Source organism: Vibrio sp. A1-b2 (assembly GCF_021726015.1).
GTDB lineage: Bacteria > Pseudomonadota > Gammaproteobacteria > Enterobacterales > Vibrionaceae > Vibrio > Vibrio diazotrophicus.
Genome location: NZ_JAKKCI010000004.1, coordinates 376,692 through 397,336, shown reverse-complemented (window position 1 = coordinate 397,336; position 20,645 = coordinate 376,692). Strand labels below are relative to the sequence as shown.

The following is a 20,645-nucleotide window of genomic DNA, read 5'->3' as shown; positions in this document are numbered from 1 at the left end:
ATGCTTTCAGGGATGTTGTTTATCTTTGCCCCACTTGTGGTGGGGTATCTGTTCTCTATTGACAATAAAAATTGGCTAGCAAAACTCAACAGTGCGACTGCATCGCTTGTTTATGTCATCTTATTCCTTATGGGATTAAGTCTTGCATCTCTAGACAATCTGGGTGACAACTTACAGCTCATCATTAAATATACAGCGGTGTTCTTCCTCGTGATTGGTAGCTGCAACCTAGCTGTTTTGCCATTTGTCGATAAACTTCTGCCATTAGAAACCGATGTTAGCCACACCAAATTACCTCTATCCCGAATGGCTCTGGAATCTGCAAAGCTGATTTTAGTTGTCGGAGGAGGATTAGTCATAGGTATCGTACTTGGCTTTGATCTGAGTTGGGTAGACACCGCAAGTGAGTGGATTCTATTTGTTCTGCTGTTCTTTATTGGCATTCAGTTAAGAAATAGTGGCTTATCGCTTGGTCAAATTTTGCTGAATAAACATGGCATGGTTATCGCCAGTGTCATCGTCGTCACTAGCCTTGTTGGCGGCGTAATCGCTTCATTCATTTTGGATATTTCTCTCTACCAAGGGCTTGCGATGGCATCAGGTTTTGGCTGGTATTCTTTAGCAGGCATTCTGATGGGCGATGCATTCGGCCCTGTTTTTGGTGGTGCTTCTTTCCTGATTGAATTGCTGCGTGAACTGATATCTTTAGTTCTTATCCCTATGTTTATTGGCCGTATGCCTTGCACATCGATTGGATATGCTGGCGCAACGGCGATGGACTTTACGCTTCCGGTGATTCAAACTACCGGGGGAGTTCGTTGTGTTCCTGTCGCTATCGTCAGCGGATTTATACTAAGCTTGCTCGTTCCAGTTTTGATGCTATTTTTTGTATCTCTCTCGCACTAATTGCATGAGAATTTATGTACATTATGCAACGCTTATAAAAGACGAATTTGTCAGCCCAACATAAAAAAGAAATGCCAGCGCGTCAAAACAAGGCCCGCGAGAGCATAATAACAATAGTTAACAAAGGAACAGTTATGAAACGCCTTCTATCCACACTACTTCTTTCCGCCACTTCTCTAAGTGCGGCTGCCGCAGATAATCAGTGCTTCGCTGGTAAGTATGACGCATACATTGATGCTTCTTTAGGGTGGTATGAGGATCTTGCACAACTCACTACAGATAGTTACCCAGAGCTGGCGGATGTTAGCCAATGGTTTCTAGAAGGTCGTAAAAACCACTTCGAACTTAACCGTGCAGCAGTACACTACTATCTGGACAACGATGCATCAAAAGTAGCAACAAGCCAACCTGTTGAAGCTTGGTTAAAGCTTGAACAGCACGACATTAAAGTACTGGCATCACGCAGTGATGAGCTAGGAAAAATCGCCAAAACCACCTTCGATGATCGCCAATCAAAACCGCACGAAAAAAATTATGAGTTACGTTCCGCATTTGCAGAGCTTTTAAGCCACCCGAAACAAATCGACACTGCGCTTAACCGTTACAATAATGCGATTGCGAAACTAGAAAAAATTGAATGTAAGTAAAAGTACATTTTTTAGCTCATAATTTTCGTATTTTAGGCTTTCCGAATTAAGACGGGACATTAGTCCCGTTTTCGTTTAGATTGTCCCGCTGCAACCCTAAAACTACAACTATATATAGACGCGACATGGTATCAGAACAAAGAACCGCTGATGCGAATTTCGAATCTCTGCTTCGAATCTTCACCGTACCAGAAGGGCCAGACTCAACGCTGACCAGAATAGAAGAAGAACTCTCACGCAATCTAAACAAGTTTTTGCGAGAGCATATCGTTGCCGAAGAGAAATCTCTCAAGGATATCGAAAAAGATTTCTCCGATGCTCACATTCCGGAGCAGCCGGAATTTGTGTCTGACCATACGCAGCATCTGCTAGACACTCTTGTATCTCACTCTGTTCATACCGCTTCACCAAGTTTTATTGGTCATATGACGTCGGCTTTGCCTTACTTCTTAATGCCGCTGTCAAAAATCATGATTGCCTTAAACCAAAACTTGGTAAAAATTGAAACATCGAAAGCTTTCACGCCTTTAGAGCGTCAGGTTTTAGGTATGTTACATCGCTTGATTTACAACCGTGATGACGGCTTCTACTCCTCTTGGATGCACAGTGCAGAACATTCTTTAGGTGCTTTCTGCTCTGGCGGAACCATCGCCAACATCACTGCACTTTGGGTCGCACGCAACAAAGCATTAAAAGCGCAAGGCAGCTTTAAAGGCGTAGAAAAAGAAGGCCTGTTCAAAGCCATGAAGCATTATGGTTATGAAGGCTTGGCTGTTCTCGTTTCCGAACGTGGTCACTACTCTCTCAAGAAGGCAGCAGATGTTCTCGGTATTGGACAAGAAGGTCTGGTGTCAGTAAAAACTGCGGATAACAACCGCATCTGCCCTAAAGACCTACAAGACAAGATTGCCCAGCTTAAACAACAAAACATCAAACCGTTTGCGGTTATTGGTGTCGCAGGGACGACCGAAACAGGTAATATCGACCCGTTAAGAGAAATTGCGAAAGTTTGCCAAGACGAAGGCTGCCACTTCCACATCGATGCAGCTTGGGGCGGCGCGACATTAATGTCGAATAACCACCGTCACCTACTCGACGGTATCGAACTGGCGGATTCAGTCACCATTGATGCCCATAAACAGCTCTACATCCCTATGGGTGCGGGTATGGTGTTGTTTAAAGACCCTGACGCGATGAAGTCGATTGAACACCACGCTCAATATATCTTGCGTAAAGGTTCCAAGGATCTCGGTAGTCATACATTAGAAGGTTCTCGCTCGGGTATGGCAATGCTGGTTTATGCAAGCATGCACATTATTAGCCGAGCTGGTTATGAACTGTTGATCGACCAAAGTATCGCTAAAGCACGCTATTTTGCTGATTTAATTAAAGCTCAACCGGATTTTGAGTTGGTATCAGAACCAGAGCTATGCCTTCTGACATATCGTTATTTGCCAGCACATATTAAACAGGCATTAGAAAAAGCGGATGCTAAGCAGAAGCTCGCTCTTAATGAGCTGCTCAATGAGTTGACCAAGTTTGTGCAAAAAACTCAACGTGAAACGGGTAAGTCATTCGTATCACGCACTCAGTTGAATCCAAAATATTGGGATCAACTCAATACGATCGTTTTCCGTGTGGTGTTGGCAAACCCTTTAACGACGCATGATATTCTGCATTCGGTGCTAGATGAACAACGTAAGATTGTTCAACAGGCGCCTAACTTAATGCGTCAAATTGAACAGATGGCGCAAAGTATCCTAAGCGCGTAAAAGCTTTGAAAGTTACAGTGAAATTGAAAATTACTTTCGATTTGCTGTAACTTTCTCATCATTCACTCGCTAATATTCTCCAATATCGATAAATCACAGCTAAAAACTGTAGTTTTTTTTAATTTTTAGTTTGAGGCTTGTCATATTCTCATCATCCCGTGGATTTTTCGTTTCGGGATTCCTACAGCTTAGGTTTATACTGACGTCATGGCGTTGGTATTAGGAAATTTATTATTTCCTTATTTTTAAATGGTTTATCCATGAAGCCAACAAGTTGTTCTCTATGCCTGCGTGAACACTATGAATACATTAGAAAAAATTCAAAAAAATCTGGAAAATTTTAGCAAGTCAGAGCGCAAAGTCGCTGAAGTTATTATGGCTTCACCACAGACTGCCATTCACTCTAGCATTGCAACATTAGCGAAAATGGCTGATGTGAGTGAACCGACTGTAAACCGTTTTTGTCGTCGCCTAGACACAAAAGGTTTTCCTGATTTCAAACTACATTTAGCGCAAAGCCTTGCCAACGGAACGCCTTACGTCAACCGCAATGTTGAAGAAGACGATGGTCCGGATGCTTATACCCATAAGATTTTCGAATCAACTATGGCGTGTTTAGATGTAGCAAAAAACAGCTTAGAGCCAATGCAAATCAATCGTGCAGTTGACCTTCTGACACAGGCGAAGCGTATTTCGTTTTTCGGATTAGGGGCTTCGTCAGCAGTCGCTCGTGATGCGCAAAACAAGTTCATTCGTTTTAATATTCCGATCAGCTGCTTTGAAGACATTGTAATGCAACGTATGAGCTGCATTAACTGTACTGATAATGACGTTATCGTTCTTATCTCGCATACTGGCAGAACAAAGAGCCAAGTTGAAATCGCAAATCTCGCTCGTGAAAACGGCGCAACTGTGATTGCAATTACAGCAAAAGATTCACCTCTTGATAAAGCAGCGTCTTTATCTATCTGTTTGGATATTCCAGAAGATACAGATGTGTATATGCCGATGGCGAGCCGCGTTGTTCAGATGACAATCATCGACGTTTTGGCTACAGGCTTTACTTTACGCAGAGGCTCAGGTTTCCGCGAAAACTTGAAGAGAGTAAAAGAAGTACTGAAAGACTCTCGTTATGACAAGTCTTCTCAATTCTAAAAAAACGGAGCTTCGGCTCCGTTTTTCTTTCCTTTTCATTGTGTTAACTATTCTGTTTTTGAACCTTCTTCTCTCATAGAATTGTAGAGCAGTTCAACCTTGCCACTCATCTGAACCTCTACAGGTTCTTGGCAAACACCACTGCACTCACAAACTTGATTCAAAATAAACACTAAGCGCTCTTTGGTCAGTGGGATCGGATTTCCCTTTATCGAGTTAGATTTCAACGCATCTTGAGCCACTTTTTCAAAAGAGGTATTGCATACACCAAAGCTACTCAGTAACGGTAATCCTAGCGCGTCAAGCATAGCTTCAACCCAAGCGATTCCGTCTTCTATTTTTGCCTGATCGTTACCTGTAAGCAGTTCCGCTAAGCGCGTATATCGATGAAGAATGTCATTTCGGCCAGCTAATCGCGCAGCATTGATGTTTTCAAGCATGACATAGGGCGAGAGACGAGCAGTAATTACACTGTGCGGAGCTTCCAACTTGCCACAAAGTGCCGATGCTAACCCATGAGCAGCCCCCAGCTTAGCATTAGTTGAAGCCATACCGCCCAACATGGCAGCAAAAGAAAGATCAGCACGAGCAGTTCTATCATCTTGCAGGCATGCAGGTAGCACTGCCCGAGAAAGCTTGCGCATCCCCTCCTCACAGACCATATCCGTGAGTGGATTTGGGTCTCCGCAAACATACGATTCCATAAGATGCGTAAAGGTTTCCATAGCTCCTCGTCCAGAGATAAGTGGCTCTGTACCGTAGGTTAACGTCGGATCAACTATCGCAACATCAGGAATCATATCAGGACTGCGCAGGCTCACTTTCACCTTATCCTGACCAGATTTTAAAACGGCTTTACGCGTGACTTCCGAACCTGTGCTTGCGGTAGTGGGGATCGCAATCATAGGTAGAGGTTTAGTTTTTAGGGGAACACAACGACCCAGCACTTCAACATAATCATAAACGTTGCCTTGATTGGGAATAATTGCCGCTAACGCTTTTCCCATATCAAGAACACTACCACCACCTATTGCGACGACGAGATTCGGAGAAAAACGACGTCCGATGATGGCTGTTTCTTCCACCATGGTGATATTCGGTTCACCCGAAATAGATACATGCTGATAACGGAGTTTTTGTTGATTGAGATAGTCGACAATTGGTCGAGCACGTTCACTCTGCTTACCAGAGACTAAGAGAACGCTGTAACCAAATTGTTTAATCAATGAGAGGGAGTTTTCGAGAGCCCCTTCCCCAAAGATAATTCGGCTGGACGTCATGAACTGAAACATAGTGGAACTCCATTCCGCTACAATAAGTTGCAACTAGATTGCCCCTATCCAAAACGGTTTTTTTTGACGCAGGGCAATTCGTAAGCAATAACCGCTTTTTTTAACTGAGAATATGCTCCAAATCACGTATGCCAAGACTCAAGGGTGAATGCTACTTTCAGCTCTGCTTTAACAGAATAATAATTAATCGTAAAAAGTCGTCTTTTTAGGCATTTTTTTAGTTCATCAGTAACACGTTCAAAACGCACTTCTTTCGATAGGTTTTAACTATTAAAACAAGTGATAAATGCAGCTTTATTTTCTATGAGGGATCGGGCATAGTAGTCTCAAATGAATTATAGGAGAAAGATATGTTCGCAGTTATTTTTGGTCGCCCAGCCTGCCCTTATTGTGTTCGTGCTAAAGAGCACGCTGAAACGCTAAAAGCAAAACGTGACGATTTTAACTACCGTTATGTTGATATTCATGCGGAAGGTATCTCAAAAGCAGATTTAGAAAAGACTGTAGGTAAGCCAGTAGAAACGGTTCCTCAGATCTTCCTTGACCAAGAACACATTGGTGGCTGTACAGAATTTGAAGCTTACGCGAAAGAACACCTAGGTCTTTTCGACGAGTAAAAATGCAAATTGCTGCATAAAAACAATGACTAAATAGCCCGCAATATTAAGCGGGCTTTTTTTATTGATAATCGACAGGTTTGCTCAAGAATTTACTTATTTTTTTTTGTTATTACGTTAGAATCGTCACACTTTATAGTTCTACTGTTGCACATGTAATAATTGAGATAATTTGTGAACATCGACGTCGTCCTTTTACTTGAACAAAATCCGATATTGCTAATTTTTGTCGTATTAGCACTTGGCTTAACTATCGGCAAAATTCGTTTTGGCAGCCTGCAGTTAGGCAACTCAATCGGTGTACTCATCACTTCTTTGTTGATGGGACATTTAGGGTTTTACATTAACCCTGAAACGTTAACTATCGGTTTTATGCTCTTTATCTACTGTGTCGGTATTGAAGCTGGACCGAACTTTTTCGGTATCTTCTTCCGTGACGGTAAAGATTATCTCATTCTCAGTATCGTCGTACTGACGACAGCAACATGGATCACCTATTTCGGCGGTTATTATCTCAACCTCGATTTTGGACTCGCTGCCGGTATGATGGCAGGCGCCCTCACCTCTACACCCGTGCTAGTCGGTGCTCAAGATGCATTGAACTCTGGGTTAGCTACCGCACCACGGAACATGGAACTATCAACCATTCTGGAAAATATGTCTGTCGGTTATGCGATGGCGTATCTGATTGGTTTAATCAGTATGATTCTGTTTGCCAAGCTATTGCCTAGACTGCAAAAACAGAACTTATCCGACTCCGCACAACAGATTGCTCAAGAACGAGGCATTGGCGGTAACAGCCAACGCAAAGTCTATCTACCAATTATTCGTGCATATCGCGTTGGTCCTGAACTGATTAAATGGGTCGATGGTCGTAACCTTCGCGAACTAGGTATCTATGGTCAAACAGGCTGTTACATCGAACGAATCCGCCGTAACGGCATACTAGCGCATCCAGACGGTGAAGCTATTTTGCAAGAAGGCGATGAAATCGCACTGGTTGGTTACCCTGATAGCCACGCTCGTCTTGATTCCAGTTTCCGCGAAGGTAAAGAAGTCTTCGACCGTAACTTGCTGGATTTGCGTATTTCTGAAGAAGAAATCGTGGTTAAGAACGACAAATATGCTCAGAAGCGTTTATCCGATTTGAATTTATCTGAATACGGCTGTTTCCTAAACCGAGTTGTCCGAGCGCAGGTAGAAATGCCGATGGACTTAGATATCGTGCTTGCCAAAGGTGACATCCTTCAGGTGAGTGGCGAAAAAAGCAAAGTGTTAGGTTTAGCTGAAAAAATCGGTTTCATTTCGATTCACAGCCAGATGGCAGACTTGCTCGCATTCTGTAGCTTCTTCATCTTGGGCATACTGTTCGGTTTAGTCACCATGACTTTCGGTCAGGTCTCATTTGGTTTAGGTAATGCTGTCGGTCTTTTGCTATCAGGTATTACACTAGGCTTCTTACGAGCAAACCACCCTACCTTCGGGTATGTCCCGCAAGGTGCACTGAACATGGTGAAAGACTTAGGCCTAATGTTTTTTATGGCGGGCATAGGTTTAAGCGCCGGTGGAAACATGTTCCAGCATTTATCTGAAGTGGGTGTGCAAGTGCTTGGCCTTGCGTTCTTGGTTAGCTTTGTACCCGTTGTGTTTGCTTATCTCGTTGGTGCTTACTTGCTTAAGATGAACCGAGCCCTTCTTTTCGGTGCCATCATCGGTGCACGTACTTGCGCCCCTGCCATGGATATTGTGAACGACTACGCTAAGTCGACCATTCCAGCACTGGGCTATGCCGGCACTTATGCGATTGCCAACGTTCTGATGACGCTGACAGGTACCATCGTTATTCTCTTGTTCTAGCTTTCAAATACCGCTGCTTAGGCAGCGGTTTAAAGCGATGACCTGAAGAATCAATGCAAAAATCGATGAAAAGAAAAAAGGCGCTTTTAATAAGCGCCTTTTGTTTATTTCGAATCCGAGGGATTATATATCGATAACGTCAAATGCCACTTCTGGGTTAACGTCTGCATCGTAATCCACACCTTCAACACCGAAACCAAACAGTTTTAGGAACTCTTCTTTATAGAGTTCGTAGTCTGTCAGCTCTTTTAGGTTCTCAGTAGTAATTTGAGGCCATAGGTCGCTACAGTGTTTTTGGATGTCTTCACGAAGTTCCCAATCATCTAGACGCAGACGGTTTTTCTCGTCTGTTTCTGGCGCAGTGCCGTCTTCTTTATATAGACGCTGGCTGAACATGCGGTAGATTTGCTCCATACAACCTTCATGGATGCCTTCTTCACGCATTTTCTTGAATACCATCGCAATGTACAGAGGCATTACCGGAATTGCTGAACTTGCTTGAGTCACAACAGACTTAAGAACCGCTACGTTTGCAGTACCGCCTGTTGCAGATAGCTTCTCATTCAGAGCTGCTGCTGCACGATCTAAGTCCATCTTCGCACGACCTAACGCTCCATCCCAATAGATTGGCCAAGTTAGTTCAGTACCGATGTAGCTATAGGCAACTGTTTTACAGCCTTCAGCTAGAACACCACCTTCTTCAAGCGCTTGCATCCAAAGTTCCCAATCCTGACCACCCATTACAGTAATCGTGTCTTGGATTTCTTCATCAGTTGCAGGCTCAACGCTTGCTTCAATGATGACATCTTTATTGGTATCAACCGCTGTTGAAGTGTAAGTCTCACCAATTGGTTTTAGTGAAGAACGAACCACTTCGCCTGTTTCAGGCATTTTACGAACTGGAGACGCAAGAGAGTAAACAACTAAGTCAATTTGACCTAGGTCTTGCTTAATAAGCTCTACAGCTTTCTGTTTAGCTTCGTTTGAGAATGCATCGCCGTTCAGGCTTTTCGCATATAGACCTTCTTCGTGAGCAAGTTTGTCAAATGCAGCTGCATTGTAGAAACCTGCAGTACCAGTCTTCTTCTCTGAACCCGGTTTTTCAAAGAAAACACCGATAGTTGCAGCACCGCCGCCAAACGCAGCAGCAATACGAGAAGACATACCGTAGCCACTAGAAGAACCGACAACAAGCACGCGCTTAGGCGCATTCTTGATTGGACCTTGTGCTTTAGTGTAAGCAATTTGTTCTTTTACATTAGCTTCACAACCCACTGGGTGCGTTGTTGTACAGATAAATCCGCGAATTTTAGGTTTGATGATCATATTCAACTTCCTTCAAAAATCTTCGCTAGGATAAAAGGTTCAACCACAATTCGCACCCTATTTCTGTAAAAATAGTCCGATTTAGCAAGTGGTTGGATCACTTTCCATCAACATTTTCCAAGCGACATAAAAAAGGCTTCACTATGGAAGCCTTTATATAAGTGATCACTCTTATCCTTAAGCTACGTTGTTTAGCTTAGGTTTCACTGTCTGATTGGTCAAAACTTTTGAAAAATCATGGCTAAAGTGATCCACTTGAATCGCCTTATAACGCAGTTTTTCAGCCGCCAAAATGGCATCAATTTCATCAGCAGTGAGCACACCCGCTTCTTTGGCTTGAATTAAACGGTCTGCGAGTAAACCTTTACGAGCCACTTTACCCTCTTTCACGCCGCGATAGAGTTTCTTCTCAAGGCCTTGAATAGCGTAAAGCGACAGGAATGCTTTTTCCATCAAGCCAACACTGTCATCCTCACTCTTTCCGATATAGCAAAGATGTGTCAGGCGGTCACGATGAGCGCCTGGAATCATTAAGCTTTCAGCCACAGCAAGCGTTAAATCGTTGCTAGGCGCTTGATAATGATTACCCAGCGGGAACAGTAGACCTTTCAGCAGCTTACCTACCGCTTTAGTCGGGTAGTTTCGGTACACTTCGTTCATAGACTTCGCAGCATGGTACAAACAGTGTTGCATTGCGTAATGAACATAATTTAGGTCAGATTGCTGACGACCGTCATCTTCGTATTTCTTCAGTACCGCTGACGCCATGTATAAGTAGCTCAAGCCGTCACCCAAGCGGGCAGAGATCATCTCTTTACGTTTCAGTTCACCGCCAAGCGTTAACATCGCCATATCAGCACTCACTGCCAAAACGCGGCTTAGGCGAGTAAGTTGTTTGTAGTAGGTTTTTGTTGGGCCACTCATATGCGCTTTAACAAATGCAGAACCTGTTAACGCCGCAGTAAGTGCACCAATTGAGTTTTTCGTTGCATGACCGATATGCTTGAACAGCAACTTATCAAACTCTTTGGCCCCTTCTTTTTCATCAGGGTTTGCCGCCGCTTCCATTTCTTTCAATACATATGGGTGACAGCGCGTCGCACCTTGACCAAAAATCATCAGGTTACGAGTAAGAATGTTTGCACCTTCTACAGTAATCGCGACCGGAATACCTAGGTAATGACTCGCCAGATAGTTCATCGGACCGTCTTGAATTGCGCGACCGGAATGAATGTCCATAGAGTCATTCAAAATCGTACGAGCAATTTCTGTCATATGGTACTTGGCAATTGCAGTAACAATACCCGGTTTCTCTTTCAGATCCAGAGAAGTGGTCGTCAGTGTTCGGGTCGCCTCTAGCAGATAAGTTAAACCACCAATTCGGCCTAGAGATTCAGCAACACCTTCAAATTTACCAATCGGCATACCAAACTGCTTACGAACGTAGGCATAAGCACCTGTAGTACGAGCTGTTAGATGACCAATCGCTGTACCTAATGCAGGAAGCGAGATACCGCGACCTGCTGACAGGCATTCCACCAGCATACGCCAACCTTTACCTGCGTAATCTGAGCCGCCAATCAGCCAATCCATAGGGATAAACACATCGTTACCGCGTGTTGGTCCATTCATAAACGCAAGCCCGAGCGGATCATGACGTTCACCAATCTCTACCCCTTCGTGACTCGCAGGAATCAACGCACAGGTAATACCGATATCTTCTTTGTCACCGAGTAACTTTTCAGGGTCGCTCAGTTTGAATGCCAAGCCAACCACTGTTGCCACGGGTGCAAGCGTGATATAGCGTTTGTTCCAGCTTAAACGAATACCCAGAACTTCTTTACCTTCGTGTTTGCCGTAACACACTACGCCTTGGTCAGGAATACCACCCGCATCAGAACCAGCTTCTGGTCCTGTTAGTGCGAAACATGGAATGTCTGTACCGTCAGCAAGGCGCGGCAACCAGTAGTCTTTTTGCTCTTGAGTGCCGTAGTGAGAAAGTAACTCACCTGGACCTAAAGAGTTGGGAACCATGACGGTTACTGCTGCACTGATTGAACGTGTCGCAATGCGTGAAACGATGGTTGAGTTTGCTAAAGCAGAGAACTCACGACCGCCATATTCAGCAGAGATGTTTAGAGAGAAGAAACGCTCTTTGCGCATGAATGTCCAGACATCCTCTGGCAAGTCGCGGTCTTCTTTTACTATTTTATGGTCATCAAGCATTTCAAGCAGGGTTTCCAGCTCGTTATCCATAAATGACTGTTCTTCAGCAGTAAACGACGGTTTTGGGTAATGGTGAAGCTTTTGAAAATCTGGCTGACCAGAAAACAGCTCACCATCCCACCAAACACTGCCCGCTTCCATTGCTTCTTTTTCAGTACTAGACAGCGGTGGCAATACCTTCTTAAACAACTTAAAGGCAGGGTCACTTATCCATTTTTGTCGTAGAGAGCTCATTGTTCAGATCCTTTTGTTCACGGGACTTTATTATTATTTTTAGCTTATATTTTCGCTGCTACGCCAGCAGCAAGATATGGAATGATCTGGTCAACAACGACTTTTGCATCGACCTTACTTCCAAAATCATTTTCTGCGATTTCTGCCAGCGCCTTACTTGAAGCCATAGTGAAAACACATGTGCCTAAGGTAAAGTGCAGACGCCAAAACAGAGTTTCGCGTGTTAATTCAGGGTTCGCTTTCATTACCGAGTCTGTAAACAATTTCAATACATCTTGGTAACGAGTGGTGATAAACCAGCGCAGATGCCCCTGCACATCTGTATAACCTCTTCCGATCAACAACATAAAACGGCTGGTACCGTGTGTACTGACCTTGTTGAGATTTCTCAAAGGTTCTCGCAATGATTCAAACACATCCTCCATTGAGTAAGACTCACGTTGATTCAACGTAATCAGAGCTTTGTGTACTTCAGGCATAAATGCCTCTAAGTAACGGTTCAGCACTGCGCGAACCAAAGTTTTCTTATCACCGAAGTGATAATTCACTGAAGCTAAATTGACTCCGGCTTTGCCGGTAATCGTTCTTAACGAGGTATCATTAAAACCTTGTTCAGCGAAAAGCCCTTCAGCTACATCCAGTATTTTTTCTTTGGTACTACTTCTCGACGCCATTCATCACTCACAGGAAATACTTAAATCAAACACCTGTTTGAAATATACTTCTGATACACAAAATTAACAACAGATTAACATCACACTTCTTGATCTTACTTTGCCATTTCCTTGCATCCCCTTGTCATCGATAGAGAAAAACAAAAAACTTAATCTTTTTTCATTCCCCAAGGAACTAAACCCAAAATGCATAGTCCTAATTAGTGTCCGTTGTTAGCGCATTAAGAGTTTCACAGGCCGTCAAACTGTTTTTCTTCTAACAACACGAACACCACTGCTTTTCATATTTAACTCCATTTTTGTATCCGCCCAGATCGCTTATGTTCTGGGCTTTTTTTTATTCATTTCAAACACCCACGGGTTAAATGCACTAAGGGATATGACTTTTCTTCGACGATGAATAGATGCAAGATAGAACCAAATAGGTCTAGGCTTGTTGCTTTAGGCGGTAAGCGATGCAAATGAACGAGCGTTGAAATGAAAAAAATATTACTGGTTGAAGATAATCGAGAAGTGGCGGGAATATTGTTTGATTACTTTGAAAGTGAAGGGATGGAGCTCGACTATGCCGACAATGGCGAGCTAGGCCTCAAGTTGGCTTTAGAAACCCCGTTTGACGCCATCATTTTAGATCTGATGCTACCGCGTATGGATGGATTAACCGTCTGTGAGAAACTCAGAGAGGCCGGTAATACCACACCAGTGCTAATGCTGACTGCTTTGGATAGCCGTGAAGATATGTTGAGCGGCTTTAAATACGGTGCCGATGACTACCTGACCAAACCTTTTGATCTCGAAATTCTTGAAGCTCGCCTGCACGCGTTAATTAAGCGTTATAGAAGGACAGTAACTGAAACGTCTCTCGAATTCGCTAGCTTACGCATCGATCAAAAGACACATCAAGCGTATCGAGACGGCATCAAGCTTTCATTAAATCCAACCACCTATTCCATTTTGGAACTGCTTTGCCAACGTGCTCCCGATGTGGTCACTCGCGAAGAAATTACGGATATGCTTTGGCAGGATAACGAGCCAAACAACGATGTACTGCGTAGCCACATTTACCAACTCCGTAACCAGTTAGATAAACCTTTCGAGTCTCCTATGCTAGTCACCGTGCCTAAAATTGGCTTCCGTTTGGAGATGGTATAATGAACACCATAAGTTTTGCCAATACCCGTACTCTTACTGGTCAATTAGCCCTATTTTTTACTGGTGTCGCTTTGGTTATGGGCTTAGCCAGTTACATTATTTTTTATACGGCTCTGCACTGGTCAGAAGACAAAGTGGGTGAACGACGCATCGAAATAGATAAGAACGAAGCCATCGCTCGCTTTATGAATGGTGAACAAGGCAAAATCACCATTGATGTCCTTACCACTGCCTATAACGATATCAGCCTAGTTCCAGCCGAATACCATAAGTATTTTGAAGGCAGAGATAGCTTTGTCGGTGAAGTCGGAAGCGACCCAGATTCACGTATGGTGTTTTTCAGCTACTACTATAAAGATGGTTCAAGAAAACCCGTCATCTTGCTGTCGGATATCAACCAGATAGAGTTTGGGAAAAATGAAACCTTATTCTCAGGTCTTATTGTTGTTACCAGTGTCGCAGGACTTCTACTCATCTTTGGCGGCCTACTGTTACGACTCTCACAACGTTTAATTGAACCGATTAATAACCTCACACAGCAGCTGACAGAACACAGTGGCAACGCTGCTCACGTATTTGAAATACCTAGCGGCGGTGCGAGTGAATTTAAAATTCTAGCCGACGAGCTCAATCAATATCGCCATGAAATTCACAGTCTAATTAAGCGTGAACAAGCGTTTGCCCGTTATGCCAGCCACGAGCTAAGAACTCCGTTAACCATAGTAAAAGGTGCTAGCAAATTGTTGGAACGCAATGCCTCTGATGATTTCCAGAAACGTCAAATCGTGCGTATCAATGAAGCCACCGCTCAGATGAGTACCATAGTTGACGCTTTGCTTGGCCTTGTGCGCTATGAACGCAGTGAAGAGGAAGCCGTTGTCAGAGAAGTGAGTAAAACTGAATTTGAAACCATTATTGAACTCAACAGTGCTCAGGCTAAAGACAAAGATATCGACATTGCTTTGGTTTTCCACCAAATGCCTCAGCTCAAAGCGGCACCCGCTGTTTTAAATATGGTGGTAGGAAACCTGCTGCGAAACGCCATAGCCGCCACACATCAAGGAGAGATCACGCTGGAAGTCTCTGCTGACTCTTTGTGCGTCAGAGACAATGGCCCCGGTCTTAATCAGGCAAAAAATCAAGACGGGCATGGCTTAGGTTTGCTGATAGTAGAAGACTTATGTCGCCGATATCACTGGCATTTTTCGATTAAGAATCGTCCTACTACAGGCTGCGAAGCCTTAATCAGTTTTGGGCAATAAACTTACGTCTGAGCGAAGTTGTTAAGGTTATAATGCGCTTCCCTTGGCTATTTCATTGCAACAGGAAGAGTTATGAAACTCGCAAACAGCCCTATTACTGAGCACCATTTCAACGGTCATCATTTTTATCTCAAACGTGATGACCAGTTGCACTCGCAGTTTAGTGGTAATAAAGCCAGAAAATTCATGTCTCTACTGGACGCTGATTTGCCTCTAGTAACGACACTGATTGGCTATGGCTCTGCGCAGGCTAACTCCTTGTATTCAATGGCAGCTTTAGCTCGTATTCGTGGCTGGCAACTAGAGTTTTATGTTGACCATATTCCTGCATGGCTAAAACAGCGCCCAATTGGCAACTACCGTGGCGCTCTGGAGCTTAACGCTAACATCATAGAGACCCGTCCATTTGGTCTGCATCCAAGAGAGTATATTGAACAGATTCGACAGCCAGATGAAAGCTGTTTGTCTGTACCTGAAGGTGGACGTTCAAAATTAGCCGAAGCCGGTGTCAAACAACTGGCATCAGAGATTCTGGAATGGATTCGCATGCAACCTAAACAAGAGTGGTGTGTCGCACTTCCTTCGGGAACAGGCACTACGGCGCTCTTTTTGCATAAAGCACTTCAACCTCATGGGGTCCAGGTTGTCACCTGCCCTTGTGTCGGTGGTGCCGAATACCTTACGGAACAGTTCCACGAGCTGGGTGAAACAAGCCATCCAGAGATACTGCAACTTGATAGCAAACACTACTTTGGCCATCTCTATCGTGAAGATTTTGATATCTGGCAACAGCTTCATGAACAAACTCATGTAGAGTTTGATTTGCTCTATGACCCTCTAATGTGGCGCTGCTTAATCTCTTGGCTGCAAAAAGAGTCATTTGCAAACGCTGATATACAAACTGAAAAACGCCCTGCACTCATCTATATTCATCAGGGTGGTCTGTTAGGTAATGAGAGCATGCTTCCTCGTTACCAACGCCAATTTGACCTATAAGGAACAGCTTTATGCCTAAATATTTTGCTCTATTGTTAGTACTTTTTAGCCCTATATCGATGGCTAAAACGATCTCAACTCCTGCGACTCCCGTCCCTGTAGTTGTCGATGGCAATGTAGGTAAACGCGTTTGCTACTATCAAGACCAAGCTTATTCAGAAGGTGCACTATTGCAGGTCGGAGAGCTATACATGATTTGCCAAGCAGCAAACAACTTTGAAACTAACGGGCAGTTAAAGTGGGTTCAACTCAACAATGAAAAGAAGTCTCACAAAGAGTGATTAATGTGTGAGATGAAGAAGCCTACTCGATACCAAACCGATCAAAGTAGGCTTCGAGATAATTATTGCCCCATGACTACACGAGCATTAATTGCTTGAATCGGACGGTTGTTATGTCCCATCAACTGTTCAAACTTCTCAACCTGATCGGCTGAAATGGTCAATGGCTGTTTCAATACCAACCAACGTACACCTTCAGAACACGGCGGTGTAGTTAATGAGCCATTAAAGCGGTAGTACTGCTTTTCTTTTGGTAACAGAGACGTCACGTCAAACGGTTTCGACAGGTCTGCTTTTGCTTCTTCTTTCGACGCTACAGCCAGTAGTTTTGCTAACTCAGCATTCTGCTCACCCAGTTTAAAAAACAGAGAAACAACCGCTAAGTGACCGTCATTATCAGCATGAACATAATGTGCTTCTAACGGATAAGACAGCCCATCGATGTGATTTTCTGAAGGCGTATGAAAATGGAACTGCTTTAACTCAAAAGCCTTATTATCAACCCACAGTGTATTCTGCTCAGAAACAGATGCTTGCAGAGTGTGACCATTGTTAGTGATAGACACTGCTTGGCCGGAATAATCAAACTTAAGGTTTTTCAGTTCTGCTTTTGTTACAGCGCTGATGTCGATAGGACTTTGGTTTTGTCCTTGAGCACATACCGCTGAAACCTTACCCCAATTCTCAGGCGCATGCTCCCCGTGATATCCCCAATCAGAAGCTTGAACTTGGCTCATTGAAGCAAGAATCATTGCAGCAGCCACTAGCGTTTTTTTCATCGTTTATCCCTGTTCACCAATAGAAAAACCGGATAATTACACAGAGCAATAGCTGAAAAATCGATGAAATCTTTGATTACTCAATTGTGATAAAGTCGAGTCACCGAAGTTAGAGACTGCTGCAAATTTTCAATTCGCTAATACCTTCTATCCACTTTCAACACAGAGATAACTTCATTCTGAATCCATTGCTAAACATGCTCAAAGTAATCGTCCAGCATTGGCGTTAATAGTGATAGCCACTTGCCATACGCATACGAGTTAAGGTGGAGGTCGTCTGCACTGCAAGTTAATGGCAATACACCTTGCGGACATATGACTGCATTCAAATCGATGTACTTTGCTCCAGTGTTGTTACACAGTTTGATGAGCTCTTGGTTTAACTGTGCTATCAGAGGATTTAACTCGTTTAATCGCTCACCAACAAATAACGTCGATTGTACCCATACCTCGATATCTCTCTGATGCCAGTAGTTCAGCATCTGGCTATAGTTCTCCATAATTTCGTCAACTCGATAGCCTTGAGACAAATCGTTAATTCCAGCCATCATGCAGATGAGTTTTGGCTGACAGGCGGTGGTGCTTTCGATTCGATACTTCATTCCATCCGTTGTATCGCCACTCAAACCACGGTTTGCTAACGTCACGCCTTGAATACCATCGTGCCAAGGCCCCCATTCTGTTATGGAATCACCATACATCACCAGTTCGACAGGTTTAGCAAAAGCTATGTGGTTATCTTGGGTTTGCATAAATCGGATCACCTTTTGAGTACGTTGATTAAGATCGAGCGACTGAGCTATCTGCTTAAACTGCTCTGGAGCAATATTAAAATCTTCAAGTGATTGGGTTAGCTTCTCAACGTCTGTTTTAAATCTCGAAATTCGAGTAGTTAAATCGTGTTCATCACGTAATGTATATAGCTGTTCGACCAGAGTGTAAAAATGTTGGGAAGGGTTAGCTTGATAGAGCTTTACCAAGTCTAGGCATTCAGCGTTCGTGAGTTCATTTAAAAGCTCTTCTCTGGTCATTTATTGACACCTTTCTTCTCATCTGATGATAAAACCAATGAAAGTCTTACATTTGCCATCAATTTTTTCGGAAAATGCTGGTAAGGGCTTGCTATTACCCTACAAGACGCATAACACTCTCACCTCAAGAACGATGAATATAACCACGAATAAGGGGCAATATGAATCATTTGATATCAGTAAGTGCACTTGAGTCATTTTTAGTTGCAATCAGTGTACTTTTCCTAGGGCATTTCATTAATGCCAAGTTGCCAATTCTCAACAAATTTAACATTCCAGAGCCAATTGTTGGCGGCTTGATTATCGCCTGCGCTATTACAGTACTGCATTTTTATGGCGTTGATTTAGAGTTTGATTTACCACTACAAAACACATTCATGTTGATGTTCTTCGCCACGGTGGGTCTTGCGGCCAACTATACACAGCTGATGAAAGGCGGAGCAAAAGTGTTTATTTTCTTAGCTATTGCATCCGTCTACATCGTCATCCAAAACGCCGTGGGAGTGTCACTGGCGACGGCCTTGGGTTTAGAGCCACTAATGGGCTTAATAGCAGGTTCAATCACGTTGTCTGGCGGACACGGTACAGGTGCAGCATGGTCTCAGACTTTCCAAGATGTCTATGGCATGAATAACGTTCTCGAAATCGCAATGGCATCGGCTACTTTTGGTCTGATCATCGGCGGTATTATCGGCAGCCCTGTTGCACAACGTCTGGTGGAAAAGAATAACATTGAGTCTGAGTACGGCAGAGGTTCTAAAACGCACGAGAAATTCCCAGAACTGGTTACCTACAATGAGTATGAAGAAGATAAAGTGACAGCAAAGAAAGTCATTGAGAAGCTGTTCTTTCTACTTATCTGCGTGACTGGAGCAAAGTATTTGGAACTTTGGGTCAGCTCTTATGAAATCTCATGGCTGATGATTCCCGACTTTGTCTACGCCTTGTTTATTGGTGTCATCATTACCAACTTCTTAGAAGTCACTAAAATCCGAAAATTAGACGCTGAAACCATCGATATGTTGGGTACAGTATCTTTAGCCTTGTTTCTAGCCATGGCGCTAATGAGCCTTAAACTGTGGAACATTTTCGACCTTGCTATTCCATTCTTAGTCATTTTGGCGGTTCAGTCAGCCATGCTTGCGGTATTTACCTATTATGTGACGTTTAAAGTCATGGGCAGCAACTATGACGCGGCGGTTATTTCGGGGGGACACTGCGGTTTTGGTTTAGGAGCAACGCCTACAGCGGTGATGAATATGGGTTCTATCGTTAACCGTTTTGGACCATCACCCCAGGCGTTCATGGTGGTTCCTATTGTCGGCGCATTCTTCATCGACATTGTTAACCTGATCATCCTGCAGGGCTACATATCGTTTTTAGGTTAAGCAGACCTAAAGGCTAGATACAAAGAAAGGTACGCAATGCGTACCTTTCTTTTTCAGATAAGAAAAAAGACGCCATAAGGCGTCTTTTAACATTAATTTGGCGGTGAGCAAGAGATTCGAACTCTCGATACGTTGCCGTATACACACTTTCCAGGCGTGCTCCTTAAGCCACTCGGACAACTCACCGGAGGTTAACCATAACGGCTAACGAGGCGCTAATTTAATGATTCAGCTAATGATCGTCAAGGAAAAATCCCAAAAAAAGCGTTCTAACTAAGTTATTTGCTTACTAATTGGCTAAATTGAATATTTTCCCTACAACTGTGTTTTATTTCTTTAGCTGTATCACATCGCACGGTAATAGCCAGGCACTTTAAACCAACGACGACACATATCGAGGAAGTAGCCATAAATCACGCCCATTCCACAAGAAACTACAGCGTTACTCGCAACGGCTGTCATGATTTGGTCTGTTGAAGCACCAACTGTGTATAGGATGGCAGCATATACCGGTGATTGGAAAAGCACATAAGCCACGAGATCGGACACGTTTTTCATCAAACTGGTTTCTGAAATACGGCGCCCCTGTCTCAGCATAAAATCTCGAAATACACCATAGGGCCAAGCGATAGCGATATTTACGGGGATAGACAAGGTTCGCGACGCTAGTGACTGCTCAAATGTCATCTGAGAGATAAAGATCTCAATAATCATCCCCGATACAAAGCAGAAAACAACCATTGCAAAAGTGTCCGCAGCAGCATGACGTATACAAAAAGGGCCACGAGCTTTCATTTATGTCCTCACAAGATAATAAACTGCAAAATTAGCGCTCTCATAACACATATCACCACCATAAAAAGTCCAGGCAGTTAATGGCGCCATTAGAGCACAACTTATATAGTTTTTGATCTCGTATTTTTATTCAGTTACTAAATAAACAACCATAAATGAAATGCAAAGTAGCATCTCTCTCTTATTTCACACAGTTATAACAAATGATTCAACTATGCTTAAAGGTTTAAATTTTAAACCGTGGGTCTCTTCTAA

General features: G+C 43.4%; 18 protein-coding genes and 1 tRNA gene. 11 read left to right on the top strand and 8 right to left on the bottom strand.

All coding sequences use genetic code 11. The features are described 5' to 3' along the window. From L3V23_RS11900 to L3V23_RS11885, 4 genes are all read left to right on the top strand, one after another. Window positions 1-906: a lysine exporter LysO family protein gene (locus L3V23_RS11900; RefSeq protein WP_042488269.1), complete on the top strand. Its 906-nt coding sequence runs from the start codon at window positions 1-3 to the stop codon at window positions 904-906. 134 nt (window positions 907-1,040) lie between these two features. Continuing rightward, window positions 1,041-1,553 (top strand): hypothetical protein, encoded by a 513-nt coding sequence (locus L3V23_RS11895; protein ID WP_042488266.1) that lies wholly within the window; start codon window positions 1,041-1,043, stop codon window positions 1,551-1,553. Window positions 1,554-1,678: 125 nt separating this feature from the next. Then, on the top strand, window positions 1,679-3,325 hold the full coding sequence (gene panP / locus L3V23_RS11890) for a pyridoxal-dependent aspartate 1-decarboxylase PanP (RefSeq protein WP_237292377.1): 1,647 nt from the start codon (window positions 1,679-1,681) through the stop codon (window positions 3,323-3,325). Between the two features lie 300 nt (window positions 3,326-3,625). Continuing rightward, complete coding sequence (locus L3V23_RS11885; RefSeq protein WP_042488260.1) at window positions 3,626-4,480, top strand: MurR/RpiR family transcriptional regulator; 855 nt, start codon at window positions 3,626-3,628, stop codon at window positions 4,478-4,480. Between the two features lie 47 nt (window positions 4,481-4,527). On the opposite strand, the gene L3V23_RS11880 is transcribed toward L3V23_RS11885, so the two are convergent. Further along, window positions 4,528-5,772, bottom strand: a complete 1,245-nt coding sequence (locus L3V23_RS11880) for an iron-containing alcohol dehydrogenase (RefSeq protein WP_237292376.1) — start codon at window positions 5,770-5,772, stop codon at window positions 4,528-4,530. Between the two features lie 350 nt (window positions 5,773-6,122). Here L3V23_RS11880 and L3V23_RS11875 point away from each other — a divergent pair, with 350 nt between their 5' ends. Both L3V23_RS11875 and L3V23_RS11870 read left to right on the top strand, forming a co-directional pair. Then, window positions 6,123-6,389 (top strand): GrxA family glutaredoxin, encoded by a 267-nt coding sequence (locus tag L3V23_RS11875; RefSeq protein WP_042488255.1) that lies wholly within the window; start codon window positions 6,123-6,125, stop codon window positions 6,387-6,389. 174 nt (window positions 6,390-6,563) lie between these two features. Next, entirely contained in the window at window positions 6,564-8,246 is a 1,683-nt protein-coding gene (locus L3V23_RS11870) for an aspartate:alanine antiporter (RefSeq protein WP_102940608.1), read from the top strand. Between the two features lie 123 nt (window positions 8,247-8,369). Here the strand turns inward: L3V23_RS11870 and fabV are convergent, their stop codons facing one another. The 3 genes from fabV to L3V23_RS11855 form a co-directional block, all read right to left on the bottom strand. Then, window positions 8,370-9,572 (bottom strand): enoyl-ACP reductase FabV, encoded by a 1,203-nt coding sequence (gene fabV / locus L3V23_RS11865; protein WP_237292375.1) that lies wholly within the window; start codon window positions 9,570-9,572, stop codon window positions 8,370-8,372. A gap of 177 nt (window positions 9,573-9,749) precedes the next feature. Further along, window positions 9,750-12,032: an acyl-CoA dehydrogenase gene (locus L3V23_RS11860; protein WP_237292374.1), complete on the bottom strand. Its 2,283-nt coding sequence runs from the start codon at window positions 12,030-12,032 to the stop codon at window positions 9,750-9,752. A 44-nt stretch (window positions 12,033-12,076) separates the two neighbouring features. Further along, entirely contained in the window at window positions 12,077-12,706 is a 630-nt protein-coding gene (locus L3V23_RS11855; protein WP_237292373.1) for a TetR/AcrR family transcriptional regulator, read from the bottom strand. Between the two features lie 477 nt (window positions 12,707-13,183). Here L3V23_RS11855 and L3V23_RS11850 point away from each other — a divergent pair, with 477 nt between their 5' ends. From L3V23_RS11850 to L3V23_RS11835, 4 genes are all read left to right on the top strand, one after another. Then, the gene (locus L3V23_RS11850) at window positions 13,184-13,858 is read left to right on the top strand and encodes a response regulator transcription factor (RefSeq protein ID WP_237292372.1); all 675 of its coding nucleotides are present in this window, start codon (window positions 13,184-13,186) and stop codon (window positions 13,856-13,858) included. After that, window positions 13,858-15,120, top strand: a complete 1,263-nt coding sequence (locus tag L3V23_RS11845) for a HAMP domain-containing sensor histidine kinase (protein ID WP_237292371.1) — start codon at window positions 13,858-13,860, stop codon at window positions 15,118-15,120. Before L3V23_RS11850 ends, L3V23_RS11845 begins: the two co-directional genes overlap by 1 nt. A gap of 72 nt (window positions 15,121-15,192) precedes the next feature. Further along, window positions 15,193-16,116 carry a 1-aminocyclopropane-1-carboxylate deaminase/D-cysteine desulfhydrase gene (locus tag L3V23_RS11840; protein ID WP_237292370.1) on the top strand — a complete coding sequence of 308 codons (924 nt, stop codon included), beginning with the start codon at window positions 15,193-15,195 and terminating at the stop codon, window positions 16,114-16,116. An 11-nt stretch (window positions 16,117-16,127) separates the two neighbouring features. Next, window positions 16,128-16,397: a DUF1496 domain-containing protein gene (locus L3V23_RS11835; protein ID WP_102968165.1), complete on the top strand. Its 270-nt coding sequence runs from the start codon at window positions 16,128-16,130 to the stop codon at window positions 16,395-16,397. A gap of 62 nt (window positions 16,398-16,459) precedes the next feature. On the opposite strand, the gene L3V23_RS11830 is transcribed toward L3V23_RS11835, so the two are convergent. Continuing rightward, window positions 16,460-17,176 carry a carbonic anhydrase family protein gene (locus L3V23_RS11830; RefSeq protein ID WP_237292369.1) on the bottom strand — a complete coding sequence of 239 codons (717 nt, stop codon included), beginning with the start codon at window positions 17,174-17,176 and terminating at the stop codon, window positions 16,460-16,462. A 191-nt stretch (window positions 17,177-17,367) separates the two neighbouring features. After that, complete coding sequence (locus L3V23_RS11825) at window positions 17,368-18,207, bottom strand: SGNH/GDSL hydrolase family protein (RefSeq protein ID WP_237292368.1); 840 nt, start codon at window positions 18,205-18,207, stop codon at window positions 17,368-17,370. A 161-nt stretch (window positions 18,208-18,368) separates the two neighbouring features. Between L3V23_RS11825 and gltS the strand changes: the two genes are divergently transcribed. Beyond that, window positions 18,369-19,595, top strand: coding sequence for a sodium/glutamate symporter (gltS, locus tag L3V23_RS11820; protein WP_102986878.1), 1,227 nt, complete (start codon window positions 18,369-18,371; stop codon window positions 19,593-19,595). Window positions 19,596-19,693: 98 nt separating this feature from the next. Here the strand turns inward: gltS and L3V23_RS11815 are convergent. Beyond that, window positions 19,694-19,781 (bottom strand) — tRNA-Ser (locus tag L3V23_RS11815). 159 nt (window positions 19,782-19,940) lie between these two features. Continuing rightward, window positions 19,941-20,390: an L-alanine exporter AlaE gene (locus L3V23_RS11810; protein ID WP_042486582.1), complete on the bottom strand. Its 450-nt coding sequence runs from the start codon at window positions 20,388-20,390 to the stop codon at window positions 19,941-19,943. Window positions 20,391-20,645 lie beyond the last annotated feature (255 nt).